Source organism: Sphingomonas sp. PP-F2F-A104-K0414 (assembly GCF_004340945.1).
Lineage (GTDB): Bacteria > Pseudomonadota > Alphaproteobacteria > Sphingomonadales > Sphingomonadaceae > Sphingomonas.
Genome location: NZ_SLYD01000001.1, coordinates 281383 through 308295 on the forward strand (window position 1 = coordinate 281383; position 26913 = coordinate 308295).

General features: G+C 65.8%; 23 protein-coding genes. 9 read left to right on the top strand and 14 right to left on the bottom strand.

Annotated features, from left to right (window positions below; all coding sequences use genetic code 11):
* Positions 1 to 6 precede the first annotated feature (6 nt).
* The 7 genes from C8J46_RS01175 to C8J46_RS01205 all read left to right on the top strand — a co-directional run bounded on the left by C8J46_RS01175 (position 7) and on the right by C8J46_RS01205 (position 9255).
* The gene (locus C8J46_RS01175; RefSeq protein WP_132734278.1) at positions 7 to 681 is read left to right on the top strand and encodes a response regulator; all 675 of its coding nucleotides are present in this window, start codon (positions 7 to 9) and stop codon (positions 679 to 681) included.
* Positions 678 to 1997, top strand: coding sequence for a HAMP domain-containing sensor histidine kinase (locus tag C8J46_RS01180; protein ID WP_243643159.1), 1320 nt, complete (start codon positions 678 to 680; stop codon positions 1995 to 1997). Before C8J46_RS01175 ends, C8J46_RS01180 begins: the two co-directional genes overlap by 4 nt.
* 75 nt (positions 1998 to 2072) lie before the next feature.
* The gene (locus C8J46_RS01185; RefSeq protein WP_243643160.1) at positions 2073 to 6056 is read left to right on the top strand and encodes a Pls/PosA family non-ribosomal peptide synthetase; all 3984 of its coding nucleotides are present in this window, start codon (positions 2073 to 2075) and stop codon (positions 6054 to 6056) included.
* Positions 6053 to 6649 (top strand): 4'-phosphopantetheinyl transferase superfamily protein, encoded by a 597-nt coding sequence (locus C8J46_RS01190; RefSeq protein ID WP_132734282.1) that lies wholly within the window; start codon positions 6053 to 6055, stop codon positions 6647 to 6649. Before C8J46_RS01185 ends, C8J46_RS01190 begins: the two co-directional genes overlap by 4 nt.
* On the top strand, positions 6649 to 7224 hold the full coding sequence (locus C8J46_RS01195) for a GNAT family N-acetyltransferase (protein ID WP_132734284.1): 576 nt from the start codon (positions 6649 to 6651) through the stop codon (positions 7222 to 7224). Before C8J46_RS01190 ends, C8J46_RS01195 begins: the two co-directional genes overlap by 1 nt.
* Positions 7221 to 8708: a deoxyribodipyrimidine photo-lyase gene (locus C8J46_RS01200; RefSeq protein ID WP_132734286.1), complete on the top strand. Its 1488-nt coding sequence runs from the start codon at positions 7221 to 7223 to the stop codon at positions 8706 to 8708. The genes C8J46_RS01195 and C8J46_RS01200 overlap by 4 nt, the downstream gene beginning before the upstream one ends.
* 100 nt (positions 8709 to 8808) lie before the next feature.
* Positions 8809 to 9255: a PA2169 family four-helix-bundle protein gene (locus C8J46_RS01205; protein WP_132734288.1), complete on the top strand. Its 447-nt coding sequence runs from the start codon at positions 8809 to 8811 to the stop codon at positions 9253 to 9255.
* A gap of 120 nt (positions 9256 to 9375) precedes the next feature.
* On the opposite strand, the gene C8J46_RS01210 is transcribed toward C8J46_RS01205, so the two are convergent.
* The 4 genes from C8J46_RS01210 to C8J46_RS01225 are packed head-to-tail and all read right to left on the bottom strand — an operon-like array spanning position 9376 to position 13865.
* Positions 9376 to 9657 carry a DUF3325 family protein gene (locus C8J46_RS01210; RefSeq protein ID WP_132734290.1) on the bottom strand — a complete coding sequence of 94 codons (282 nt, stop codon included), beginning with the start codon at positions 9655 to 9657 and terminating at the stop codon, positions 9376 to 9378.
* The gene (locus tag C8J46_RS01215) at positions 9654 to 11246 is read right to left on the bottom strand and encodes a PepSY-associated TM helix domain-containing protein (protein WP_132734292.1); all 1593 of its coding nucleotides are present in this window, start codon (positions 11244 to 11246) and stop codon (positions 9654 to 9656) included. The genes C8J46_RS01210 and C8J46_RS01215 overlap by 4 nt, the downstream gene beginning before the upstream one ends.
* Complete coding sequence (locus C8J46_RS01220; RefSeq protein ID WP_132734294.1) at positions 11243 to 11557, bottom strand: hypothetical protein; 315 nt, start codon at positions 11555 to 11557, stop codon at positions 11243 to 11245. The genes C8J46_RS01215 and C8J46_RS01220 overlap by 4 nt, the downstream gene beginning before the upstream one ends.
* 22 nt (positions 11558 to 11579) lie before the next feature.
* Positions 11580 to 13865, bottom strand: a complete 2286-nt coding sequence (locus tag C8J46_RS01225) for a TonB-dependent siderophore receptor (protein WP_132734296.1) — start codon at positions 13863 to 13865, stop codon at positions 11580 to 11582.
* 153 nt (positions 13866 to 14018) lie between these two features.
* Here C8J46_RS01225 and C8J46_RS01230 point away from each other — a divergent pair, with 153 nt between their 5' ends.
* Positions 14019 to 14900, top strand: coding sequence for a polysaccharide deacetylase family protein (locus tag C8J46_RS01230; protein WP_132734298.1), 882 nt, complete (start codon positions 14019 to 14021; stop codon positions 14898 to 14900).
* Positions 14901 to 14942: 42 nt separating this feature from the next.
* Here C8J46_RS01230 and C8J46_RS01235 read toward each other — a convergent pair whose 3' ends face one another.
* The gene (locus C8J46_RS01235; RefSeq protein ID WP_132734300.1) at positions 14943 to 16754 is read right to left on the bottom strand and encodes a DUF885 domain-containing protein; all 1812 of its coding nucleotides are present in this window, start codon (positions 16752 to 16754) and stop codon (positions 14943 to 14945) included.
* Between the two features lie 220 nt (positions 16755 to 16974).
* Here C8J46_RS01235 and C8J46_RS01240 point away from each other — a divergent pair, with 220 nt between their 5' ends.
* Positions 16975 to 18003 (top strand): twin-arginine translocation pathway signal protein, encoded by a 1029-nt coding sequence (locus tag C8J46_RS01240; protein WP_132734302.1) that lies wholly within the window; start codon positions 16975 to 16977, stop codon positions 18001 to 18003.
* A gap of 38 nt (positions 18004 to 18041) precedes the next feature.
* Here C8J46_RS01240 and C8J46_RS01245 read toward each other — a convergent pair whose 3' ends face one another.
* From C8J46_RS01245 to C8J46_RS01285, 9 genes are read right to left on the bottom strand one after another with little or no spacing between them, the layout of a single operon-like run.
* Positions 18042 to 19718 carry a GMC family oxidoreductase gene (locus tag C8J46_RS01245; RefSeq protein WP_132734304.1) on the bottom strand — a complete coding sequence of 559 codons (1677 nt, stop codon included), beginning with the start codon at positions 19716 to 19718 and terminating at the stop codon, positions 18042 to 18044.
* A 51-nt stretch (positions 19719 to 19769) separates the two neighbouring features.
* Positions 19770 to 20603 (bottom strand): sugar phosphate isomerase/epimerase, encoded by an 834-nt coding sequence (locus C8J46_RS01250; RefSeq protein ID WP_132734306.1) that lies wholly within the window; start codon positions 20601 to 20603, stop codon positions 19770 to 19772.
* Positions 20600 to 21181, bottom strand: coding sequence for a gluconate 2-dehydrogenase subunit 3 family protein (locus tag C8J46_RS01255; protein WP_132734308.1), 582 nt, complete (start codon positions 21179 to 21181; stop codon positions 20600 to 20602). The genes C8J46_RS01250 and C8J46_RS01255 overlap by 4 nt, the downstream gene beginning before the upstream one ends.
* Entirely contained in the window at positions 21178 to 22008 is an 831-nt protein-coding gene (locus tag C8J46_RS01260; protein ID WP_243643161.1) for a DUF1080 domain-containing protein, read from the bottom strand. Before C8J46_RS01260 ends, C8J46_RS01255 begins: the two co-directional genes overlap by 4 nt.
* A 26-nt stretch (positions 22009 to 22034) precedes the next feature.
* On the bottom strand, positions 22035 to 22958 hold the full coding sequence (locus C8J46_RS01265) for a TIM barrel protein (RefSeq protein ID WP_132734312.1): 924 nt from the start codon (positions 22956 to 22958) through the stop codon (positions 22035 to 22037).
* A 13-nt stretch (positions 22959 to 22971) separates the two neighbouring features.
* Entirely contained in the window at positions 22972 to 23358 is a 387-nt protein-coding gene (locus C8J46_RS01270) for a c-type cytochrome (protein WP_132734314.1), read from the bottom strand.
* Positions 23355 to 24515: a Gfo/Idh/MocA family oxidoreductase gene (locus tag C8J46_RS01275; RefSeq protein WP_207894051.1), complete on the bottom strand. Its 1161-nt coding sequence runs from the start codon at positions 24513 to 24515 to the stop codon at positions 23355 to 23357. The genes C8J46_RS01270 and C8J46_RS01275 overlap by 4 nt, the downstream gene beginning before the upstream one ends.
* Positions 24512 to 25576 carry a sugar phosphate isomerase/epimerase gene (locus C8J46_RS01280; RefSeq protein ID WP_132734316.1) on the bottom strand — a complete coding sequence of 355 codons (1065 nt, stop codon included), beginning with the start codon at positions 25574 to 25576 and terminating at the stop codon, positions 24512 to 24514. Before C8J46_RS01280 ends, C8J46_RS01275 begins: the two co-directional genes overlap by 4 nt.
* Entirely contained in the window at positions 25573 to 26811 is a 1239-nt protein-coding gene (locus C8J46_RS01285; protein WP_132734318.1) for an MFS transporter, read from the bottom strand. Before C8J46_RS01285 ends, C8J46_RS01280 begins: the two co-directional genes overlap by 4 nt.
* Positions 26812 to 26913 lie beyond the last annotated feature (102 nt).

Sequence of the window (26913 nt, forward strand, 5' to 3'; positions counted from 1 at the left end):
AGTCCGATGCGGGTGCTGTTGATCGAGGACGACGCAGACCTGGCGCAGGCGCTGACCGCGGCGCTGGCCCCGCGCGGGTTCGCGGTCGATCTCGCGCGTAGCGGCGACGAGGCCGAGGCGTATCTGAAAGACGGCGATTACGCCGCGATCCTGCTCGATCTCGGGTTGCCGGACGAGGATGGACTTGCACTGCTCCACCGTATGCGCGGTCGCGGCGACACGAGTCCGGTGCTGATCCTCACCGCGCGCGGCACGATCGACGCGCGCATTCGCGGCCTGAACGAAGGCGCCGACGATTATCTGGTGAAGCCTTTCGACGTCGACGAATTGCACGCGCGCCTGCTCGCGGTGCTGCGTCGCCAAGGGGGATATCTCGGACGCTCGCTGACCTGTGGTCGCCTCACGTTCGACCTCGAAATCCGCGTCGCGCATGTCGAGGGTACGACGATCGCGCTGTCGGTACGCGAGACCGAGCTGCTCGAACTGCTGCTGCGGCGCGCGGGAAACGTCGTGCCGAAGCGGATCGCGGAGGATCACCTGTTCGGACTTGGCGGCGAGCTCGGCTCGAACGCGGTCGAGGTCTATGTCCATCGCCTGCGCAAGAAACTCGACGACGCATCGAGCGGCGCGCGGATCGAGACGGTGCGCGGCGTCGGCTACATCATCGTCCCCAAGCCATGAGGCTGCGTCTGCCGCGTTCGCTCTTGGGGCAGTTCGTCGCCCTCCACGTCGTGATGGCGCTGATCGCCACGATCGCGCTGTCGCTCGGCGTCGCCGCGCTGCTCCACAGTACCGCAGATCACTACCAGCGCCGCCTGCTCCGCCAGCAGGCCGCCATCGTCGCGAATGCCCTGCCGTCGATCACGCTGCCCAGCGACGTCCTGACCGACGGCATGGCGGTCGCGATCATCGACCGCCGCCGCACCGTCCTGATGGCGAAGGGCCCCGCCCGGCCGCGGATCGTTGCCGCCGTGCCGATGGACCACGGCGCGCACTTCTTACGCCGCGGCGTGATCGAGGCGTACAGCGTGCCGATAGCCGGCGGCCGCTGGATCGTCGCGTCGCAGGACAGCGCCGCCCCCGAAGTCATCACCGACGACATCGTCAGCGCCTTCCTCAAACGCTTCGCGCTGCTCGTCCTGCCGATCGCCGCGCTGGTGCCGCTGATCGGTGCGCTGCTCACCCGCCGCCTCACCCGGCGGATGCAGGCGGTGTCGGCGACCGCCGCCGCGATCGGCCCACGCACGCTCGACACGCGGTTGCCGCGTGGTACGCTGCCGTCCGAAGTCGAACCTCTCGCCGCCGCCACCAACGAAGCGCTCGACAGACTGGAAGAAGGATTCCGCACGCAGACCGCGTTCGCCGCCGACATCGCCCACGAACTCCGCACGCCGCTCGCCGTGATCCGCCTGCGCGCCGATGCGGTGGAGGACGGTCCGGTGAAGGCTTCGTTGCTCGCATCGGTCGATCGCGCCGGCCGCGTGGTGACGCAGCTGCTCGCGCTCGCCGATCTCGAACGCCCGGTCGAGGACGCCGGCGAGCCGCTCGACCTCGCCGTGCTGGCCGAGGCGCTCGTCGCCAATCAAGCGCCTGCGATCATCGCCAGCGGACGGAGCATCGCGCTGGACGTCGTGACATCAGAGATCGCGCCGGTCATCGGCTATCCGGGCGCCGTAACGCTCGCGCTCGAGAATCTGGTCGGCAATGCGGTGGGGCATACGCCGATCGGCACGCATATCCTCGTTGGCGTAGGACCCGGTGCACGGCTTACCGTCGCCGACGATGGTCCCGGCGTTGCACCAGAGCACCTCGCCCGGCTCAAGGACAGGTTCTGGCGCGCCGACGGATCGCGTTCGGAAGGATCGGGGATCGGGCTGTCGATCGTCGACCGCGTCGCCCGCGCGCATCACGGCCTGCTCGACGTCATGCCTGGCCCCGGCGACACGGGGCTGTGCTTCGAGATCGCGTTCGGAGCGACGACGCCGCAACACAGGTAGCAAACTACGCAACAGTTCGGCTAAGCCCGCTGGATGCACGACGTTACTTCGGTAAGCCCCTCGGATGAGGGCATTTTGCAGCGCACAGGCATCGCCTCGATTGCTCCCGCGCCGGCGCTGCGTGCGGCCGAGCCGTATGCGCGTGACGAACTGTTGCACGAGCTGTTCGACGCGACGCGCGCGGCGCATCCCGACGCGACCGCGCTGCGGCTGATCGGTGCGGACGAGGAATACGACCGCAAGACCGCCTGGAGCTATACCGATCTCGCCACGCGCAGCCTCGCGCTCGCGCATCGCCTGCGTGCGATGGGGATCGGCCGCGGCGACCGCGTCGTGCTGTGCCTGCCGCGCGGGCTCGACCAATATATGGCGATCCTCGGCGTGCTGCGCGCCGGCGCCGCCTATGTGCCCGTCGACTGGGGCTACCCGCAGGACCGCATCGACTTCATCGTCGAGGACAGCGAAGCCGCGCTGACGATCACCGTCGCCAGCCGCGTCGCCAACCTCAAGGGGAAAACGCTCGCCCTCGATGCGGCGCTGGGCGATCTCGCGGCTGAGCCGTCCGAACCGATCGGCCGCGACGTGACGCACAGCGATCCGCAGGACCTCGCCTATATCATCTACACCTCGGGCACGACCGGGCGCCCCAAGGGCGTGATGATCTCGCACGGCAATGCGTGTCACTTGGTCCGATCGGAAAGCGCGATCCTCGATCTGACCCCGGCCGACGTGGTGTTCGGCGGGTTCAGCCTCGCGTTCGACATGTCGGTCGAGACGATGTGGAGCGCATTCTTCGTCGGCGCGGTCGTGCTGGTCGCGACCGAGGCGCTGGCAACCAGCGGCCCCGACGTGGCGATCGCGCTCGCCGAGGCGAACACGACGATCTGGCACGTCGTCCCCTCGCTGATCGCGCTGGTCGAGCATCCGGTGCCGACGCTGCGCCTGCTCAACATGGGCGGCGAAGCGTGCCCGGCAGACCTGCCACGCCGGCTCGCGCGTCCCGGATTGCGGTTGCTCAACACCTACGGTCCGACCGAGACGTCGGTCACCGCGACCTGGACCGAGGTGTTCCCGGGTCAGCGCATCACGATCGGCAAGCCCCTCCCCGGCTACACCGCCTGGGTGGTGGACGAGCATATGCAGCCGGTCCCCGACGGCCAGGAAGGCGAACTCGTGATCGGCGGCCCCGGCGTCGGCGTCGGCTACGTCAACCGCCCCGATCTAACCGCCGAAAAGTTCATCATGACGCCGTTCGACGGGCCTTCCGGTGCTCCGGAACGTATCTACCGGTCGGGCGATCTGGTGAAGCTCGACGCGGCGGGCGACATCGATTTCGTCGGGCGCATCGACACGCAGGTAAAGATCCGCGGCTTTCGCGTCGAACTCGCCGAGATCGAGGCGGTGATCGGCGAATGGCCGGGCGTCGCGCAGACCGTCGTCCAGCTGTTCACAGACGATGACGGCTCGGAGTTCCTCGCCGCCTTCCTGATCGCCCGCCCCGCCGAAGAGATCGACATGGTCGGCCTCAAGGCCCGCGTCGCCGAGCGTCTCCCCAATTACATGCGCCCGGCTGGGTATCAGCTGCTGTCGCACATGCCGACGCTCCCCGCCTCGGGGAAAGTCGACCGCAAGGCGCTGGTCAAGCCCGAGATCACCGTGACGTCGGACCGCGAGATGGTCGCTCCCGCCACGCCGATGGAGGAAAGTCTGCACCGTGTCTGGGCCGAGGCGTTCGCGCCGCAGCCGGTATCGGTGCTCGACGACCTGTTCGAAGATCTCGGCGGCCATTCGCTGAAGGCCGCACGCCTGGTTTCGGCCGCGCGAAAGGTGCGCGGCCTCGAAGGGCTGTCGCTCGAGGACGTCTACGCCGCGCCGACCATCCGCGCGCTCGCGCTGCGGATTGGCGGGACCACGCCCGTCGCGATCCTAGACGAGACCAGCTTCCACCATATCGCGCCGTGGAAGCGTCGGTTGTGCGTCGCCGCGCAGACGCTCGCGCTGCTGCCGATCTACACGCTGGCGGGGCTCCAGTGGTTCTCGCCCTATCTCGCCTACACGCATCTCGCCGGCGACATGCCGCGGGTCGACGCGCTGATCCTCAGCGGGCTGTTCTTCACGGTCGTGCCGATCGCGTCGATGTTCCTGTCGATCGCGCTCAAATGGCTGATCGTCGGGCGTTTCAAGGCGGGCGATTACCCGCTCTGGGGCAGCTATTATTTCCGCTGGTGGCTGGTCCGCCGGATCATCGGCGTCACCGCGACGCCGTATCTCGCGGGCACGCCGATGATCCGCGGCTATTATCGGATGATGGGCGCGAAGATCGGCCAGCGAGTCCATATCGGCACCGGGATCATCGACACCGCCGACCTGCTCCACGCCGACGACGATGCGATCATCAGCGATCAGTCGGTCCTGTCGACCAGCTCGGTCGAGCGCGGGCTGCTCCGACTAGGGACGGTAAAGCTCGGCAAGGGTGCGTTCGTCGGGTCGATGGCAGTGGTCGGCCGCAACGCCGCGCTCGGCGACGATGCGATGCTCGACGACCTGTCCGCACTGCCCGCGGATACGACGATCCCCGCCGGCCAGCGCTGGGCGGGGTCCCCCGCCGCGCATGACGGCGATGCGCCCCGCCGCCCGGCCACCGCAGCCCCGCGCAACGCCGGCCCGGCGATCGGCCTGTTCCTGTGCGCGCTGATCCTGCCGTTGGTCGCGATCCTGCCGATCGCCCCCGGGCTGATCGCGCTGATCGAGCTCGACTGGGCGACCAGCGGCTATGCCTATGTCGCGGTCGCGCCGCTGCTCGCGGTCACCTATGTCGTCATGATGTGCGTGCTGACGGTGGCGGCCAAGCGCCTGATCCTCGGTCGCGTCGGACCCGCGGTGTATGCGCGGAACAGCGGATTCTACGTCCGCTACTGGTTCGTCCAGCAGATCAACGACCTCGCGCTTCGCCTGCTCCACCCGATCTTCGCGACGCTGTACGTCGTGCCGTGGTACCGCGCGCTGGGCGTTAAGGTCGGCCGTCGCGCGGAAATCTCGACCGCCAGCGCGATCGTCCCCGACCTCGTCGAGATCGGCGAGGAGAGCTTCATCGCGGACTCGGTGATCTTCGGCGCGGCGCGGATCGGCCACGGCACGATCGAGCTCGCGCATACCAAGATCGGCCGCCGCAGCTTCATCGGCAATTCCGCACTGCTGCCGAGCGGTACGCAGATCGGCGACGAAGTGCTCGTCGGCGTGCTCTCGAAGCCGCCGAGCGATCCCGCACTCGCCACCGAGGCGGGCAGCACGTGGTTCGGCTCGCCCGCGATCAAGCTGCCGGTGCGACAGGTCAACACGATGTTCGACGAGGGGGCGCGGTTCAATCCGTCGCGCGCGCTGATCGCCACGCGCCTGTCGATCGAGGCGGTTCGCACCACCTTGTCGCTGACCGCGTTCCTGGTGTTCTTCAGCTTGCTTCTGTCGGTGGTCGGCGACCTCGACGACCTCGACAATGGCGCACTGATCGTCGCAGCGACGTTCCCTTTCCTCTATGTCGGCTTCTGCCTCGCCTGCGGGATCTTCGTCCTCGCACTCAAATGGCTCGTCGTCGGCCGCTACAAGGTCACCACCGCGCCGCTCTGGAGCATTTTCGTCTGGCGCACCGAACTCGTCACCGCGACCTACGAGAATCTGGCGGTCGCGAACCTGCTTGAACCGTTGCGCGGGACGCCGTGGATCGGCGTGTACCTCCGCCTGATGGGCGCGCGGATCGGCAAGCGCTGCTACATCGACACCACCGACCTGACCGAGCACGACCTCGTCGACATCGGCGACGACGTCGCGCTCAACGACTTCGCTGGCCTGCAGACGCATCTGTTCGAGGACCGCGTGATGAAGGTCGGCGCGATCCGCGTCGGCGACCGCGCGACGATCGGCTCGCTCGCGATCGTGCTGTACGACGCGGAAATCGGCGCGGATGCACAGCTCGGCGATCTATCGGTGGTGATGAAGGGCGAGACCTTGCCCGACGGCACGAGCTGGGACGGGAGCCCGGCGCGGATCGCCGTCGCGACGTGACGCCGATCTGGCACGACGGTCCGCTCTCCGACCTTGCTTGGGACGGTCAGTCGCCAGTCGCATGGAGTGTTGCCGAGACCGGACCGTACGCCGCCGGCCTGCAAGGCGATGCGCGCGCGATTCGGCAGGGTCTGGCCGCCGCCCTGATCCACAAACTGGCCGGCGACACAGACGACGTTCGACTGATACGCAGTCCGGCCGGCGCGCCGATCGTTTCCGCCCCCAACGGCTGGTATCTCAGCCTCTCCAGCCGCGGCGCGCACGCCCTGATCGGCGCTGCACGCCAGCCGATCGCGGTCGACCGCGAGGTCATCGACGACCACGCTCCGCTCTGGGACATGCTGACCCCGACCGAAGCCGACGCGCTCCGCCGCCTGCCCGCCCTCGCCCAACCCCGAGCCTGGTTCCGCCGCTGGACGATTAAGGAAGCGCACGCGAAACTCGTCGGCGAGCCCCGCCGCATCCGCCCCGAGGCGATCGAAACCGTCGTGACCGATCCGACCCACGCGACCGCGACCTTCGAGGGCACTTCGCGCTGCTGGAGCCGTTCCACCACCGACGCGATCGAAACCATCGCGCAGTGGAGTCCGTAATGAGCAGAATCCCGACCCGCCACTACGAAGAAAAAGACCGCGCCGCCGTCCTCTCGATCTTCGACTCGAACCTCCCCGAGTATTTCGGCGCCGGCGACCGCGAATGGCTGGAGGAAACGCTCGACGAGCCCGACGGTCCGGCATTCGTGGTCGACGTCGACGGCGTCCCCGCCGCGTTCGGCGGCTACGAAATCTGGGAGCATTACAACAAGGCGTTGCTCTTCTGGGGCATGGCCGCGCGCGCCTATCACGGCGCTGGCCTCGGCAAGCTGCTGCTGTTCGAACGCCTGCTCCACGTCGCCACCTCTGCCGAACCGGCCACGCGCTACGTTACCGTCGATACGTCGCCAGAGGTGTCGCCGTTCTTCCAGCATTGCGGGTTCGAACTGACCAGCGTCTGGGCCGGCGGCTACCGGTCTGGCATGGACATGCACGAACTCCGCTTCGATCTCGCTGGGATATCGCTCGCGGAACTCGAGGCAAGACGCGACGCAGCGCTTGCCCGATGTAGGACGTTCTTAACACCGACCGTGGCCGGGGATCGGTCGCAGCCCCCAATGGTTGGACAGCCATGACCAATCCTCTTCCCGACGCGCTTGCAACCTGGGCCGAGGCGGCGCGCGTTCGTTCGCTGAACGCGCACGGTGTCCGCCCCGCTGCGCGCTATGTCCTGTGCTGGTTGCAGCAGGCGTTGCGCGCGCGGGACAACCCGGTGATCGATGCCGCGATCTGCCTCGCGAACGATCTGGGTCTTCCCGTCCTCGTCTATCACGGGTTGCGCGAGGATTATCCCTACGCGTCCGATCGCCTGCATCGGTTCATCCTGGGGGCCAGCCGCGATCTTTCCCTGGAATGTCGGCAGCGTGGCGTGGCGTGCATCCAGTATGTCGACCGAGCCGAGAAGCGCGAAAAGGGACTGGTCTATCGGCTGGCAGCAGAAAGTGCCGCGGTCCTGGTCGAGGATCAGCCGACGTTCGTCGCGCGCTGGCAGTCGGAGCGTTTTGCGGCGCGGACGGATCGCGCCGTCCTCGCGGTCAACGCTGCCTGCCTGGTGCCACCCGCCATACTCGGCGACGACATTGGTTCGACGACCGCGTTCCGGCGCCGTCATGAGCCGTTGCGCGCGGACTGGCTCACCGCGTCCGACCTGATGGCCGAGCTAGCTCCCTATGACGGCCCGCTCCCGTTCGTCCCCGATCGGCTCGATACCAGCACGGATGCGGACATCGATCGGCTCGTCGCCGCAGCCGCAATCGACCATTCGCTGCCGCCGAGCCCGATGTTCCCGCTTGGTCGAGGCGGCGCGTTGGAGAAGCTCGAACGGCTGATGGACACGGTGCTGCCGACCTATGCCGCCGTGCGCAACGATGCGACCAATCCGGTCGGGGCCAGTACGCTGTCGCCCTATCTTCACTTCGGCGTCGTCGGCCCACGCGAGATCATGGCCACGGTCGAGGCCGCCGCGGCACCGGCCGGCGCCAAGGACAAGTTCGCCGACGAGTTGCTGACGTGGCGGGAATGGTTCCATTATCAGGCGTCCGCGCTGGTGGAGCCGGAACGTTACGATCGGATTTCCGGATGGGCACGCGAGACGCTTGAAGCGCATGCGGCGGACCCGCGGCCGGAGCTCGAGACGCTCGACGCGTTGCTGCACGGCGAGACGCGCGACGAAAGCTGGAACGCGTGTCAGCGGCAGTTCCTCGTCGATGGCTGGATGCACAACAATTTGCGGATGTATTGGGGCAAGCGGATCATTGCCATGACGCCGGACCCGCAGACCGCGTGGGCGACGGCGTGCTACCTCAACGATCGACTGAGCCTGGATGGTCGCGATCCGTCGACCTATGGCAATATCGCGGCTTCGTTCGGCGGGGGATCTCCCGGTCGGGAGGGCCCCGCCGTCTACGGCAAGGTACCGACGCGATCGGACGGATCGACACGCCACCGCCCCGATGGTCCGGCCTGGCTCGAGGCGGCCGCAACGCGACCACGGCCCGAAGTGGCTGTGCCAGCCGATCTCCCGGTGGACTTGTACCTGGAGGGGCGAGCGCCGGCCTGACGGATTCGCGACGACTTTGGCAAAATTCATCGCAGGAGATACTCGGCACGCGACTAAATTCCCGGGCGATCGTTGAGCGGACTTCATCACAGGAGCTACCATGAGCAACGACCACGACGTGTCCGTCCTGAACGGCCTGATCAAGACCACCCTCGACAGCATGAAGGGGTATGAGGACGCCGCGAAGGATGCCGAGAGCACGCAGTATGCAACGATGTTCGCCGACTTCGCGCGCGATCGGGCCCAGGTTGCCACGCAGCTTCAGGGTCAGGTCCGTACGCTCGGCGGCGAGCCGGAAATGGAGTCGAGCATGCTGGCCGCAGCGCATCGCACGTTCATGGATCTGAAGCAGGCGCTGACCGGTAAGGACGACAAGGCGATCATCCTCGAAGTCGAGCGTGGCGAAGATCACATTAAGGCCAAGTACGAAGAGGCCATGAAGGACACCGACCTGTCGTCGGCAACGCAGAGCGCGATCTCGGACGGCTATGCGTCGGTCCGCGAAGGCCACGACAAGATGAGCGCGCTGAAGCACAGCCTCACCTGATCGATCCGAGGCGGCAGGCATTGGCTTGCCGCCTTGGCTGTTGGCGTGGGGAGTGGCCCGACGGGCCATCTCCCCCGCTTAGAAACCGTAGCGTCCTCGGTATGTGTAGATGGTCGTATGTTACCGCGGTGGAGATCGCGAGACGATCAAGTTGAGTGACAGGAACGCGACCCCCGCCCCTGCCATCACCGCAGCGATCCAAAAGATCGGACCAAAGATCCAGCCGCGGGCCAATATCGCCGGTGCGACGCTGAAGACCAGGACGCCCCACCCCCCGTTCCGCAACAGGCTGCGTCGCCGGCGCGAAAGTCCCGTACCGAACCGGCGCCGATACTGCGCGTCGGTGGCGAGGCCGAGCAGCAAGAAGGCTGTAGTCGTCAGGATCAGGACGAAGATACTCATTCGACCGATTCCAATAGTTTGGGGACCGCATGCGTTCGTGACGGTCGGACTCGTCGGGCCGGCGGGCGATAGTTCGCGACGCGTCTGGCCAGCAGAAGGAACGTGACGCCGAACGCCAGCAGCGTTGCGTCGATTCCGGCGATCATGAGGTCTCCGATCGCGATCATCGCGAACAGCCCCCGATCCGTCGCGACGATGTCATACAGCGGTAGCGTGACGAGCAGCAGGCCGGTCGCGGCGAACAACGTCGGCCAGACCCGTGACGGCTTGGCGATAACCGCGGCCAGCGCGGCGATACCCCAGGCGATGAACAGCGCGTGGACTTCCCAGGCCGCACGACCGCTCAGGGCCAGAGGTAGCAGTCGGTTCGCCCAGAAGAAGCAGGCGATGCCGAATGGAAAGCCGCCGACCACCGCGACGTTGAGACGCTCGACCAGCTGAAAGCCGAAATGCGGTCGGGTCGGGTCGGGGAGGCGTTCACGGCGCTTCACGGTCCACAGAACGAGCCCGCTCGCGACCATCAGCGTTCCGGCGACCCCGCACAGGAAGTACAGCCAGCGGCCGCCATAGCCGGCAAACCGTCCAGCGTGCAGGCCTATCATCGCGCCCGCGGTCTCGGCCGCCGCCCCGGGCGGAGGCGAACGCCACACTAGGCGTCCCGATACACCGTCATAGGTCAGTCGGGGTGTCCGCGACGACAGCATCGAATGCGCACTCTGACTGACCGAGACGCGCGCCGATGCATCGCCGGGGTCGCTCACCTCGATGAAGCTAGCCGGTGCGCCGAGCCGGCGTTCGGCGTCAGCAGCGATCGTTCGGAGGTCGATCAGCGGTGCTGGCCGACCGCTGCGATCGACCGCAGCGGCGGTGGGGAACAGCGTCTCCGACACGGTACGTTCGCTGGTGTAGTTCGCCACGACCGCCCACGGCATCAGCAACGCCATCAGCGTGACGAGCCCGGTATAGGTGATCATCACATGGAACGGCAGTGCGAGCACCGCGGTGGCGTTATGGCCATCGAGCCAGGACCGCTGGCCCTTGGCACGCCGCAGCGTGAAGAAGTCCTTGAAGATCTTCTTGTGCGTGACGATCCCGCTCATGATCGCGACCAGCATCATCATGGTCGCGAAACCGACCAGCCACCGTGCCCAGATCACCGGCATGTACTGAAGATCGAAATGGAACCGGTAGAAGAACTCGCCGCCACGCGTGTCGCGGGCGTTCGCAGGCTTGCCGTCGGCACCGATCAATGCCTGCGTATCGCGACGGCCGCGCCGGCCACGCCCGCCCGTCTCACCGGGCTTGGGCTGGGGTATCCAGAACAGCTGTGCGCCCGGTGACTGGTCGGTCGCCACGGCGATGATCCAGCTCTTCGCATCCGGCGCCTTGCCGGCGAGGAACGCTTGCGAGCCGGCGAGCACGCGCATCGGCTGTTCGACACGTGCGAGCTCGGGCCGCATCCAGCGGTTCAGCCCTTCGCGCCAGAACGCGATCGTGCCGGCGACGAACACCAGGAACAGGATCCAGCCGAGCAACAGGCCAGACCACGTGTGCAGGAACGCCTGCGACTGTCGGAACCCCTTGCTCATAGCCGCCCCGACGCATCGATCGAGATCCACGCGATCGCACCACCGACCGCGCCGGCAACGACGAGGGTCCAGAGTGCGCGCCAGCCGCTACGGGCTGCGAACGCCCACATCGCCGCGATCGCGCACAGCATGAGGGCTATCAGCGACGCGGTGACACTCGCCTCGGCACGGTCGCCGGGTAGCAGCCGCGCGATCGCCATCGCCCAAAGGCTGGCCGTCGCATAGCCGAGCGGTACCGCCGCGACGACGCGCAACCCGATATCGCCACGCCGTGCCCAACGTGCGCGGGCATGCGCATCGCCCGCGGTCATCGGCCGCTCCCCCCGACCGCGATCATTCGAACGTGTACCGAAGCGTCGCGAACGCGGTGCGCGGACTTCCGTAGTAATTGCCGCGGCCGGTGGCGGCGATGCGCGCATAATAGGTCTTGTCGAGCACGTTGTTGACGTTGACCGATACGCCGAGCCGTTCGCTCAGTCGGTAGCCTGCTCGCAGGTCGAGGACCGCATAGCTCCCCTGGCGAACGATCGTCGACGGACGGAACGATCCATTGGCGTTGACCCCCGCCGCGACACCTCCATAGGTGCCGCTGAACCACGTCACGCCGCCGCCAAAGCTCACGCCTGCCAGGGCGCCGTTGGTGGGCGCATAATTGGTGAATGCCTTGGCCATATGCTTCGGGATGATCGGGACCAGCGGCAGGCCTTCGTTCGCGGTGGTCTGGTCCTCCAGATAGCGAGTCTTGGTATAGGTATAGCCACCGTTGATCCGCCAGCCGGGCAGGATTTCGCCAGACGCCTCGGCCTCCAAACCCCGCGCCCGGACCTTGCCGGTCTGGAGTACCACGGTCGCGATATCGGGATCGTTGAACAACCGGTTGGTCTGCGTGATCTGGTAGACCGCCGCCGACAGCAGCAACCGGTCGTTCATCAGCGAGAGTTTGGTCCCCGCCTCATATTGCGCACCGACCAGTGGTTCGATCCGTCCACCATCGGGCCGCGCCCGTCCGACCGGGGCTGCCTGCGGCGTGAAACTGTCTGCATAGCTGGCATAGAGGTTCAGGGTGCGCGTCACGTCCCAGACCAGCCCGGCATAAGGCGTGAAGCGATTGTCGATTCCGTACCGTGTCGGCGCCGGCAGCACCCCGCTCGGTGCGAGCAGCGTCGCGGTCGTCGTATCCCACCAGGTCAGACGCCCGCCGCCGATCAGCGTGACGCCATCGACGGGACTGAGCCGCATCTGTCCGTACAGGCCGTATTGCTCGATGTCGGTCGATGATCCGCCATAGACCTGCAACACGCAATTCGCCGGCGCGGGGACGATAGCGGTACTGGCATTGGGGCACGTCGCGCCACTGCCTTGCACCGGATAATAGGGCGACGCCGCGTAGGGGTCGAGCGGCGGTTCCAGCGGCGAGACCGGGTTGTACACGTCGATCCGCGCATAATTGGACAGGCGCGTGGCGTAGGAGGTTCCCGAACTCGCCTGGTAGTCCGCCCCTAGGATGAGGACCTGGTCCCGCCCGAACAGCGGAAAGCTGCCCACGCCGTTGAAATCGAACGAGCGAGTCTGCTGCTTGCTGTCGCCACGATAGGCGATGTGGCTGGTCGTGCCGTTGGTCGCCGTGACCGGCTGGTTGCCGATATAGCTATAGATGTCGACGCGATCGACATCGGTGAACAACCCCGTCGCACGCAGCGTCCAGCGATCGCTGATCTTGTGCGTGATCTCGGCGAATCCGGTCCAGGTCTCGGCGTTGAACCGATTCCAGTCGGCCCCGAGATAGGTCGAGCGCTTCACGTCGAGCAGTTGGCCGTCGCTACCGTCCAGGCCACCCAGGATGCCGGGCAGTCCCGACTGGACCGCGGGTCGAAAGCGATCGTAATTGCCGCCGACGGTCAGCGTGGTGCGATCGCCGATCTCGAGCGACCCCACGGCGAATGCGCCGATGCGGTTGCGGTGCGCGGTGTCGAAGAACTGGTCCTGATCCTGCGCCATGACGCCGACGCGAAGCCCTGCCTTCGGACCGATCGGTGCGGACACATCGAGTTCGAACCGGGCATTGTCGTAGGTGCCGTAGCCCGCGCTCGCCTGCATCTTGAACGAGTCGAGCGGGCGCTTGCGGATCATGTTGATGCTGCCCGCGGGATTACCCGAACCGCTGAACAGTCCCGCCGGACCGCGCAACACCTCGAGCCGATCGTAGAAGAACAGGTCCGGGACGGCGGACGGGAAGTTGAACGCGAACGTGGGGACGCCGTCGATCAGGTAATTCGAGATCGCGAACCCGCGCGAGAAGAACGATGGATCCTCGCTGCCAACGCCGTTGACGGTGATGCCGTTGGTGGCGGTCAGCGCATCCTCCAGCGTGAACAGGTTCTGCGCCTCGATCTGGTCGCGCTCGATCACCGTGACGGTGTTGGGCGTGTCCTTAAGCGGCGTGACCGTCTTGCCGACCTCGCGACCGTAGCTCTTCCCGAGAACCAGGATTTCGTCCGACTTCTGCGCGTCGTCGGGGCTTTCGGCATTGGTCAAATCCCGCGCCGGCGCAGCCGATATGGCCGCGTCCGGGATACCGACGAACGCTGCGCCAGCCAGCAATATACTCGTTACACTCATTCTGAACCCCCGTGTTGGAGGCGCTCCTAGATCAATCGCTTTTGCGAGTCACTATCAATATAAACATTCTGTCATGTTTGTTCGGCATCTCGCTCTCATGACGATTTTTCCAAGTTCTACGCATCGCATCGCGCGGCGGCACGTTGCGACGGGATGAGACACACCCCTGCTGTCCGCTACCCCTATCGTCCGATCACCGATCGACCCGACTATGACTGGCCGGAAGGCAAGCGACTGGCGATCTACTTCGGCGTCAATCACGAGGTGTTCGACTTTGGCGGCGGACTGGGTGCCGAGTTGGCGCCATCGCAGACCGAGCCCGACGTCATGAATTACGCGTGGCGCGATTACGGGAACCGGGTCGGCGCGTGGCGGCTGTTCGACCTGTTCGACAGACTCGATCTGCGCACGACCGCATTGTTGAACGCCGACATACTCGATCGCTGTCCAGGCCTAGCCGAAGCCTGTCGCGATCGTGGCGACGAGATTGCGGCACACGGCCGGACTAACGCGACCGCGCAAGGGACCCTGTCGCGATCAAGCGAACGCGCCATGATCGCCGATGTGACGCAGCGACTGGCGACGCTGGGTGTCCGTCCGACGGGGTGGCTCGGCCCCTGGATTTCGGAGAGCAAGGATACCCCCGATGTGTTGGCCGAGGAGGGCTATCGATATGTGCTGGACTGGGCACATGACGATCAGCCGACCCGCCTCACTACGGCGCACGCCGGCCTGTTGTCGATACCCTATTCGCAGGAGATCAACGACTTGCCCGCGGTGATCCAGCGTCATCGCGAGGCCGATGACTTTGCGGCGATGATCCGCGCCGCGGTCACGCAATTGTTATCGGAAACCGACCGCCGCCCCTCCGTTTTGGGGATCGCGCTGCATCCCTATATCATGGGACAGGCACACCGCGTCCCGGCGCTGGCCAGGATATTGGAGGAGCTTCGCGAGGCGAACGATCCGCGCATCTGGTGGACGACGGCTGGCGCCATCGCCGACCATGTCGAGACGCACGATCTGGCGGTTTGACCCCCGCGACCGAACGCACCGCTGACTTTATCGGGGCTGGTTTCAGCGGCGGCGGTCGGCGATATACCGGTTCACCTGTTCGTCGAGCACGTCCAGCGGGAGCGCACCCTGGCTCAAAATCGCCTCGTGAAAGTCGCGAATGTCGAAGCGGTCCCCGAGTTCGCGCTTGGCACGATCGCGCAGTTCGGTGATCTTGAGCTGGCCGACCATGTAGCTGGTGGCCTGACCAGGCCAGTTGAAATACCGGTCGACCTCGCGGCCGATATCCGTATCCGATACCGAACTGTTCGCCTTGAAGTACGCCACCGCTTGGTCACGGGTCCACCGCTTCGAATGGATGCCGGTGTCCAGCACCAGCCGGATCGCGCGCCAGACCTGCAGCGATAACATCCCGAACCGGTCATAGGGTGTCTTGTAGACCCCCATCTCGTTCGCGAGCCGTTCCGAGTACAGCCCCCACCCCTCGACATACGCGCCATACCCACCGAATTTGCGGAACTTGGGAATGCCGACGAGTTCCTGCTGGCGGGCGATCTGGAAGTGATGACCGGGCGCGCCCTCGTGCGCGGCGATGCCGGCGACCTGCACCTTCTGCGTCTGGTTCATGTCGACCAGATTGACGTAGTAGATGCCGGGACGCGTGCCATCCGCGGACGGCGGATTGTAGAACGCGGTCGACGCGGTACCTTCGCGCCACTTTTCAACGGCGCGAACCTCGAGTGGCGCCTTTGGCAGCTTTCGGAAATAGCGCGGTGCCGCGACCATGACCGAAGCGATCACGCCGCGGGCATCGCCGAGATACTGTTCGCGACCTTCTGCCGTATTCGGATATTTGAACTTCGGATCGGTCCGAATCTGATCGAAGAATGCCTCGAGCGTGCCGGTGAAGCCAACCTCGCGCTTGACCGCCTCCATTTCCTGGCGGATCGCGGCGACCTGCCTCAGACCCAGTGCGTGAATCTGGTCGGCGGTCAGGTCCGTCGTGGTCGAGTTCTTCAACCGATCGGCATAATAGGCCGCGCCATTCGGCAGGCTCCAGGCACCGAAATTGCCCTTGGACTGGGGTTCGATCTCGTCGAGCGTGGTCAGCAACACGCCGTACCCCGTGCGAAACGGCCCCGTCAGCGCGACACTGCCATCGGCCAGGAGTTTCGCCTTGACGGCGGCCGGCGCAGCCAACGCGCCGACCTTCTTGCGAAAGTCCGCCCACACGCTTGAGTCCGGGCCGGCCTCGAACGGTGCGCCGGTTATGATCGCCTTCGCATCGCCGCGCGCCGGCGCGAAGTTCACCTTGTTCGGGACGATGCCCAAGGCCGCCTGCGCGCGCATCGTCGCCGACACCTCGCGCATCACCCGCTCGGTATCGCGAAGGCGGGCGATGTACGCCGTCGCATCGGCGACCGTCTCGACCTTGTGATTGTTGATAAGCAGAACGGGGATCTCGCCCGCCGGACTGCCGTTGGTCGATACGGGGAACCGCAACTTGCGAAATTGCAGCGACTGACGGCCGCGCTCGACTTCATATTCGAACAGGCGGTAGCTCACCCGCGCGCTTTCGCTCAACTGTTCCGGCTTGAACTGAGCGTGCATCGCCGCCAGCTGCCGTTCGGCGAGCGCTTCGGCGCGCAGCGATGCGGCGTCGGTATAATCGTCGAGCCGGTCATAATTGGTTTTCAGGCCCAGCTGGGTCTGCGATTCCGGACTGAGCGCGAGTTGCTCGTCATACGCACGATCGAGGAACGCGAGCAGTGCGGCATCCTGCACGGTCGAACGCGTTACCGCATCCGGCGCCGCGAGATTGGCCTGTAGGAGCGGAACGGCCGGCAGCAGGACGAGGGCGAAAGCTAGACGCATGAAATCTCCGATCAGGCTGCTTGTCGCCCGCCACTGGATGCATTGCAATCGTCTCCTGCCCGTTCGACGAACCGGCCCGAGGCCGAACCTCGCAACGCGCGACATCTTTCGTGCTCGCACTTGCCTCCGAGGCTGGAACGATGGTCGACCCGACGGCGCGCGATTGTCGCGGAACCCGTCCGTCGCTCATGTCTTTGAAAGACAAACAAGGAGTTTCGACATGTCGCTGATCAATCGCCGTCAAGGTCTGTGGACGCTTGCAGGGGGCGCCCTCGCCGCAACCGTGATCGGTACGCGCGCAGCCGCGCAGATCCTGGCGAAACCAGCGGCGAAGATGGAAACGCTTGCCGTGGTCGAAAAGAACGAGGGTCGCGTGGCCTTCTACGCGGTTCCCGGCGGCAAGCGCGTCGGTGTTGTCCCATTGGGGACGCAACCGCACGAGATCGTCGCCGACCCCGCCGGCCGCTATGCGTTCGTCGGCGATTATGGCGTCGAAAGCTGGAAGGCGCCGGGCGTCGGTGGTCATCGCGTCTGGGTCATCGATCTCGAGAAAAGGACTCTTGCACGAACCATCGACCTGACCCCGTTCGGCCGGCTGCACGCGGTGCGGATGGACTCGAAGGGGCGGTTGTATGTCTTGTCCGAGAAAGACAGCGTGTTGGCGCGGTTCGACACCCCGCAGACGGACGATGCGCCCGCGCGACTGGTGCCGGTCAATGGAGCGCGAAGCCATTACCTGGTCATCCGCCGCGACGGCTCCCGCGGCTATGTCGCCGACACGCTGAGCGGTGCGGTCATCATGGTCGATACGGACGACATCGGCGTAGCCCCGGTCCTCCAGCATATCGGCGTCGCCCCCGAAGCGATGACGTTGAGCGCCGACGAACAGACCCTGTTCGTCATCGATCGTCCCAGCGGCACGCTGCATGCTCTCGATGCGACATCGCTGACCCGGCGGATGCAACGCACGATGCGCGGTGAGGCGGTCAGGATCGTGACCCAGACGGACGGCAAGCTGATCGTATCGAATACGCAGGACAAGAGCTTGTCGAGGCTGAACCCGACGACGTTGGCTGAGGAGGACTATCTCCCGCTTCCGGCGGCGGCACCGGGTCTGAACATCGTCGGCGACACGGTCTATGCATCGTTGCAGAACGACCGGGTAGCAATCGTCGATCTGCGCGCTTGGAAAATCGTCGGCGGCTTCGCGACGGGATCTGCACCGGACTCCGCAGTCCTGATGCGGTGAAGCCGCTGGCTCCACCGCACTGGATTACGGGATCGCGCTCAGGCCTTTCTCATCTGGCGCACCGCATGATCGGCGGCACGGGCGGTCAACGCCATGAACGTCAGCGACGGGTTCACGCACGAGATCGACGCCATCTGCGCGCCGTCGGTGACGTAGAGGTTGGACGCCGCATGCGCCTGGCTCCATTCGTTAAGCACCGACGTGCGTGGGTCGCGGCCCATGCGGGCGCCGCCCATTTCGTGGATCGCGTCGCCGGGTACGTGCTCGCTTTCCGAACTCTTGACGTTGGTCAGGCCCGCCGCCTTCAGCATCGCCTCGCCCTGCGTTCGCGCGTCGGCCATCATCTTCAGTTCGTTGTCGCGGAAGCGCACGTCGAACCGCACCAGCGGCACCCCGAACCGGTCGACCTTGCTCTGGTGGAGCGAAACCTTGTTGTCCGCATAGGGTAGGCATTCGCCGAATGCGCCCATGCTGAACCGCCACGGCGCGTATTTGCGCATGCCCTGCTTCATCGATGCGCCGAACCCGACAGGGGCGGCAGGGTTGCGATAGGCGCTGCCCTGATAGCCATAACCGCGCTTGAAGCCGACGCCCTCGTCGCCGCCGATATTGCGGAAACGCGGGACGTAGACGCCGCCCGGACGACGACCGAATTCGATGAACTCTTCCATCCCGGGGATGTCGCCCTCGACCCCGACACGGAAGATGTGATCCATCACATAGCGCCCGAGCGTGCCGCTCTCGTCGAAATAGCTGCGGTCGCTGCCCGGCGCGCGCGAGTTAAGCATGATCTGTGTGGACGCGATCGCCGAGGCGCAGAGGAAGACGAGATCCGCGTTGACGGTTTCCGCCTGGCCGGTCTTGGCGTCGATATAGCGAACGCCGGTGACTTTTTTGCGTGCCGCGTCGTACACCAAGTTGGTGACGACCGAGTCCGACTTGAGCGTCAGCCGGCCGGTCGCGCGGGCGGCTGGCAGGGTAACGGCCTGGGTCGAGAAATACGCACCGAACGAACAGCCATTGCCGCACTGGTTGCGGAACTGGCACTTCGTGCGGTTCTGATCGGGCTTGTCCTCGGTCATGTTCGACAGCCGGGTGTTGATCAGTTTCCGGCCGGGAAACTTGCTTTCGAGATTCTGCTTCAACCACTTCTCGGCGACGTTCATCGGCATCGGCGGCTGGAACTCGCTGTCGGGCAGATAGGCGAGGTTCTCACGCGAGCCCGAGACGCCGATGTATTTCTCGACATAGCTGTACCACGGCGCGACGTCGTCATAGCGGATCGGCCAATCGCCATCGATGCCGTCGCGCTTGTTCGCCTCGAAATCGGCGGGGCTCCAGCGGAAGCACCAGCGGCCCCAGATCAGCGACTTGCCGCCGACCGCGCCAGGCCGGATCCAGTAGAACTTGCTGCCCTCGTCATAGGCGTACGGATTCAGCCGGTCGTCATTGTGGAACTCGCGGTTGCTGGGCTGGACATAGCCGTGCTTAGCGATGAAATAATCGCTGTCCAACAATGCCTTGGGCATGATGTTGCGTGCCGGCACCTCGTAGGCGGGCTTGCCGTCATAGGTGTAGCCTTCGCCGTGCTCGACCATCTTGCCGCGGTCCAGCATCAGAACGCGGAGGCCTTTTTCGGTCAGTTCCTTCGCAGCGAAACCGCCGCTTACGCCTGAACCTATTACGATCGCGTCGAACCTGTTGGTCTCAGCCATGACCTTCCTCTCCTAATACTCAGAAACACGCCCCGTCCGAAGCTCGTCCGTTTAAAAACGAAGCGCGCGCAGTGTCCGGAAGCTCGTGGTGATGTCGGGCAGATACGGCGCGGGGGCCTGATCGTTCTCGACGTAGAAATGGCGCACGCCGGCACTGCCCTTCAGCTTGAACAGCGCGCCGAAATCGACCGTGCCCTGCCCGACCGCGGTCATGCTCCGGTCGGGACGCATGTCCTTGACGTGATAGGCGTAGAGGCGGGTCGACAGCCGCTCGATCAGCGTCGTCAGGTTTTCGCCGGCATGCAATGCCCAGTAGAGATCGAGTTCGAGCTTCACGAGCGCGGGATCGGTCTCCTTCAGCAGCCGCTCGTACAGGCTGACGCCGCCCGGCTTGGTGGTGAACTCGAAATCGTGGTTGTGATAGGCGAAGCCCAGCCCGGCCTTTTTCAGGTCGGTCGCGAACCGGTTGAAGTTCGGCAGCGCCGCGGCCCAGCCCGCTTCGTTGCGATGCTCGTCGGTCATGTACGGCAGCACGACGGTGGTCGCGCCGAGCGTCTTGGCCATCGTCACCGACTGGTCGAACTGCTTGAGCAGCGCGTCGTAGCCGATATGCACCGAGGGCGCGGTCAGGCCGAGCTTGTCCATCGTCCGGCGCAGCATTGCATGATCCATGCCGTCATAGCCGCCACCACCGAATTCGACCTCGCGGTAGCCGATTCTGGCGACCTGTCCGAGCGTGCCGACCGGGTCCTTCGAGAAGATGTCGCGGATCGTGTAAAGTTGCAGGCCGATCGCCTTCAACTGTGCGGCCGATGCGGTCGGCACGAACGCGAGCGCTGCGACCGCACCGGAGCCGGCGAGCAGGTTTCTACGGCTGAGGATCATGCGGAATACACCTTGTTGACCTGAGAATAGGGAAATGCGCCGTTATACTCGCCCGGCACCGGCAGATATTCGCGCTCCTGCGTCATGCCGATTTCCGACGTGTAATAGCCGGTGACGACAAGCTGACGGAACGCCTCGAAGAAGACGCCGCCGGACGGGATCTGATCGTTCATCGCCAGCGTGAGCAGCGCATCCTGCTGCGCCGCGGTCGCCTTGGCGCCGGCGACCTTATAGTCCTTCAGGCTGCGCGCCTCGATCGCGTCCAGCCCGGCGAGGATCGGCACGCGGTCAGCCGGCGCGGCCCAGTCGGCGAGCAGCTTTTCGATATAAGCCGGGACACCCGCGGCGATCGCGCCCGGCGTATCGGTGGTCGGCAGGACTCGTTCGCTGAGTGCGGTCATCAGCGCGCGCTGGGGGGCTGTGAAGACCGCGACGCTGGGCGGGCCTTCGCTGATGACGGGAATGCCGACCGCTGCGCCCGAAGTTGCCGCGACCCCGGCTGCGCGGGCGATTGGCGCATACAAAGCCGTGCCGAACATGGCGACGACACCCGCGAGTGCAGTTCTGCGATCGATCATTTACCGTCCTTCTTCAGGTCCTGCGCGATCGCCGCCTCGGGCAGCGGACGAACCCAGACGTTGCGGAACGACACCGGCGAATCGTGATCCTGAAGCTGGATCGGCGCGGCGTCGGCGTGCGCAGTGTAACTGGCGACCTTGCGCCAGATCGTGGTGCCGAGCATCGCCTGGTGGTTCTGGACGAGAACGCCGTTGAGCAGCGCCGTGACGTACGCAGGGCGGAGCAGGCTGCCGTCAGCGGCAAAGCGGGGCCGTTCGAACACGATGTCGTAGGTCTGCCACTCGCCGGGCCGGCGCGCGGCGTTCACCAGCGGCGGTTTCCAGCCATAGACCGCGCCGACGGTGCCATCGGCGTAGGTCGGGTTCTGCGAACCATCGAGGATCTGCAATTCATAGCGTTGCATGAACCAGATGCCGCTGTTGCCGCGATCCTGCGACGTCTTGGTCGGCGGGTTGGGCGAGCGGAATTCGAGATGCATCTGCACGTCGCCGAAGCTCTGTTTCGAGACGAGGTTGTTCTCGCCACCGCTTTTCGCGCGCGACGGAATGGTCAGCGCACCGTTCGCGATCGGCCACGCGATCCGATCGGGCTTCCATGCGTCGAGCGAACGCCCGTCGAACAGCACGACCGCGTCGGCGGGCGGACCGCCGGGGGTCGCGGCTGGGGCGACGACGGCCGGCGCGGGGCGGTCGGCGTCGTGCACCCGCCACTGGCCGCCGGGCAACATCGGCGTATCCTTGAAGCCGGGCTTCTCCTGGGCTGCGATCGGCGCCGTCGTCATCAGCGTCATCGCCGTGACGGCGCTCGCCATCAAACAGGTGTTCATGCGTCTTCCCCTCATCCCCGTCCCCCTCATGCTGCATCGATTTCGCGATAGGCGGCGATCAGGCGATCCTCGCCAGCACGCCCTGCAATCGAATTGCCGTGTTCCATCCCGATCACGCCCGAATAGCGTTTGGCCTTCAGCCACTTCACGATTGACTTGAAATTGATCTCGCCGGTCGAGGGTTCGTTGCGGCCCGGATTGTCGCCGAACTGGATATAGCCGATCTCGTTCCAGCAGGTGTCGAGCGTCGGGATCAAATTCCCCGACTGGATCTGCTCGTGATACAGGTCGGCGAGGATCTTAACCGCCGGGCTGTTGGCGCCGCGCGCGACCGCATAGCCCTGCGAAATCGACTGCATATAGACGCCGGGATGGTTGGTCCGCGTGTTGAGCGGCTCCATCACCATCGCCGTGCCCGATGGCGCGACGATGTCGCCCGCGCGGCGCATGATGTCGATCACGCGCGCCGTCTGTATATCGACCGGCACCTTCGGATCCATGAAGCCGGTGACGACGGTCATGTGCTTCGCGTTCAGTCGCTTGGCGACGTCGAGCGAGGCGCGGATGTCGGCAAGGAACGCCTCGCGCTCGGCACCGTCATTGGCGCCGAGCAGCGGCCGCGACTGCGACCATTTGGGCATGCTGGCGACGAACACGCCCATCGTCATGCCGCGCTGCGCCAGCGCCTTGGCCATCTGCTCCTGCTCGGCCACCGACCGCGTCGCCGCCTCGTTGTCCTCCCAGGCGGTGAAGCCCTGATCGGCGGCGTAGGCGATCTGCTCGATCCGTCCACCGCGGCTGGCAAAGCTGCCCTCGTGCGGCGCGTAGCCGAGCGAGAAGCGCGCGGCGTTCGAGCTGCGGCGTTGCCCTGCGGCCATGCCGGGTATCAGCGAGGCGGCGGCGCCTGCCGCGAGCCCAGCCCCGAGCAGATTTCTACGGGAGAGCGTCATGCGACCATTACCGTCATTTCGAGCCCTCGGCCCTGAGATACGCGATGATCGCGGCACGCTTGGCCGGATCGGGCGTCGCGATCGGCATGCGCGTGCCCGGCACCTTCTTCTGCGGTGCGGCGAGATAGTCGTTGAGCGTCTTCTCGTCCCAGCGCAGCTTCGATGCCTTCATCGCCGGCGAGTAGTTGAACCCAGGCGTCGCAGCGGCGGCGCGGCCGACCACGCCGTACAGGTTCGGGCCGATGCCATTCCTGCCGCCCTTCACGACGGTGTGGCACGCGCGGCACGCGGCGAAGGCGGGCGGTGCGGCCGCGGTGGATTGCGCGGTGGTCGGCGCCGAGACCGTGACGGCCGCAACCGCCGCGATACTTCCTGCGACCAGAGCCATGAGCAGCTTCATTCATTCTCTCCCGGATTTACTGAAGTCCATTTCCGATCTGCGCCCGCGTTGGCGATCACCGCCTCGATGAAGCGCATCGTGCGCAAGCCATCGGTCACGGCCGGAAACCAGCGGCCGTCTCCTCGATTGCCGCCGCCATCACCGCGGATCGCCGAGGCGAACGCGCGGTACAGGTTGGCGAACGCCTCGATATAGCCCTCGGGATGACCCGCGGGTGTACGCACCAGCGTCGCGGTGGTGTCGAGCATGCCCGGACCGCCGGTCCGCACGCTCTCCGCGGGGCGGTCGAGCCAGCGCAGCGTCAGCGTGTTGGGCTCCATCTGAGACCAGTCGAGTCCGCCGCGTTCGCCGTGGATGCGCAGTCGAAGCCCGTTCTCCTCGCCCGCTGCGACCTGGCTCGCCTTCAGCGTGCCGCGGGCACCCCCCTCGAACCGGAGCAGCGCGCTGACGTCGTCGTCGAGTCGGCGGCCCTCGACATGCGTCGTGAGGTCCGCCGAGACCGATTGCACCGACAGGCCGGAGACATGCTCGGCGAGCTGGAACGCATGCGTGCCGATGTCGCCGAGACAGCCGCCGAGCCCTGCGCGGGCGGGATCGGTGCGCCATTCGGCCTGCTTGTTGCCGTCGGTGTCGATCGATTGGCTGAGCCAGCCTTGCAGATATTCGACCTGGACCAGACGGATCGCGCCGAAATCGCCGCGCTCGACCCGTGCGCGTGCCTCTTCGACCATCGGGTAGCCGCTGTAGGTGAACGCCAGCGCGAAGTGCCGGCCGCTGGCCTTGGCGGCGGCGGCGATCGCCTCGGCCTCGACCACGCTCATCGCCATCGGCTTTTCGCAGAATACGTGGAAGCCGGCGTCCAGCGCGGCGATCGCCATCGGTGCGTGGAGATGGTTCGGCGTAACGACCGCGAGCGCGTCGATGCGCTGGTCCGCGGGCAGCGTAATCTCGTGCGCGATCAGTGCATCGAGCGTCGGGTAGACCCGCTGGGGATCCAGACCGAGCAGCGCGCCGGTGCGCGTGTTGCGCCCACCATCGGTGCTGAACGCGCCCGCAACGAGGTCCCAATCGCCATCAAGCGCCGCCGCCATCCGGTGGACGGCGCCGATAAAGGCCCCCTCCCCGCCGCCGACCATGCCGAGACGAAGCCGGCTCATGCCTGCCCCTCGGACAGTCCGAGCAGCTTGCGGATTGCGGCGCGGTCGATGCCGCTGGCGGCGAAATCGTCGAACGGGCGTTCGGTCAGGCGGATCATGTGGTCGCGGATGAACGGCGCGCCTTCGCGGGCGCCGTCGTCGGACCGTTTCAGCGCGCACTCCCATTCGAGCACCGCCCAGCCGTCATAACCGTACTGCGCCATCTTGCTGAAGATGCCGGAGAAATCGACCTGCCCGTCGCCGAGCGAGCGGAAACGGCCGGCGCGGTCGACCCAGTTCTCGTAGCCGCCGTACACGCCGGTTCGGCCGGTCGGGTTGAATTCGGCATCCTTGACGTGGAAGCACGAGATCCGGTCGTGATAGCGGTCGATGAAGTCGAGATAATCGAGCTGCTGCAACACGAAATGCGACGGATCGAACAGCAGGCGCGCGCGCGGATGATTGTCGACCGCGGCGAGGAAGCGTTCCCAGGTCGCGCCGTCGTGGACGTCCTCGCCGGGATGCACCTCGAATGCGCAGTCGACACCGGCCTCCTCGAAAACGTCGAGGATCGGAACCCACCGGCGAGCGAGTTCGGCAAAAGCCTCCTCGATCAGCCCGGCGGGACGTTGCGGCCACGGATACACGTACGGCCAAGCCAGTGCGCCGGAGAAGGTGGCGTGCGCGGACAGGCCGAGATTTGCGCTGGCGCGCGCGGCGAGCTTGACCTGCTCGACCGCCCAAAGCTGGCGCTCGGCAGGCTTGCCATGAACTTCGGGCGGCGCGAAGCCGTCGAACAGCGTGTCGTACGCCGGATGCACCGCGACCAACTGCCCTTGCAGGTGCGTCGACAATTCGGTGACCTCGATGCCGTGCTTGGCAATGCTACCGCGAAGATCGTCGCAGTACGCCTTACTCTCGGCGGCGAGCTTCAGGTCGATCAACTGCGCGTTGCAGGGGATCTGGACGCCGACATAGCCGAGCCCCGCCGCCCATTCCGCCAGACCGTCGAGCGTGTCGAACGGCGCTTCGTCGCCAAGGAACTGGGCGAGGAATATTCCGGGGCCCTTCATACCGGTCATGCTGCACTCTTTCTGGTGTCGTCGCGGAACGTGAACTGGAACAGCAGCGCGATCACCGCGGCGGCGATGGCGGGATACCACCACATATGCTGCCAGTCGGTGATGGTCGGCGAGGCCGGCAGTTGCGCATACAGCAGCGCGCCGATCTGCGACCCGAGCAGCATGCCGACGCCGTAGGTGAACAGCGTCAGCATGCCCTGCGCCTGCGCGTTCACACCCTTCGGCGTAGCGATCGTGCCGGTGTAGATCGCGCCGGCGACGAAGAAGAAATCATAGCATACGCCGTGCAACGCGACGCCGAGATACACCGCCCACAACGACGACCCGCCGTCGCCGATCGCGAACAAGGCGTAGCGCAACGCCCATGCGGCCATGCCGACGAGCAGTAGCGGCTTCACCCCGAACCTTCGGTACAGCCACGGCATCGAGAACATGAACACGAGTTCGGACATCTGCCCGATCGCGAGCGTACCGCCGACATTGCTGATGCCGGTCGCGCCGACATAGGGCGACGCATAGGCGTAATACATCGCTAGCGGGACCGAGATCAGCGTCGCGCAGGTCATGAAGATCAGGAACGAGCGCTGGCGGAGCAACCCGAACGCCTCGACGCAGAACACTTGGCGAAGCACGCTCTCGTCGCGCGGCGCGTCTGCCGTCACGTTCGGCAGCGTGAAACTGTAGAGGCCGAGCGCGATCGACACCACGCCTGCGACGCGGAAAATCTCGGGGCTCGCCGACAGGCCGGCCCAGCCGATGATCAGGCCGGCGGTGATCCAGCCGAGCGTACCGAACGCGCGGACGAACGGGAACTTGTCGGTCCGCTCGCCAAAGCTCTTCAGCGCGATCGTGTTCGCGAGGCCGACCGTTGGCATGTAGAGGATCATGTAGCAGAGCAGCAGCCAGACGAAGGTCGGGCCGTTCTCCGGGTTCACCAGCGATGGGAGCAAAAACAACAGCACGCCGCCGACCAAGTGCAGGATCACCATCAGCATCCGCGGGCTAACATAACGCGCCGCAGCCATGCCGAGCAGGAACGAGCCGACGATCGACGCGATCGGCCCGACCGAGAACGCGTTGCCGATGAGGTTGCCGATCCCGACCGTCTGCATCACGAGGCCGAGGGTTACGGTCCAGGCGCCCCATACGAAGAACTGCATGAACATCATGGCGCTCAGGCGGCCGGTTAGCAGGCCGCCCTGCGTGGCCTGGGGCCCAGTGTCTGCACGCGCCATTCGCTACCTCTCCGATCGCAGTTTTACTGCTTGTCGACCCGGAAGCTACGGAGCCGCGATACGAATGTAAAGGATTACATCGGATATATATCGACAGTGCCG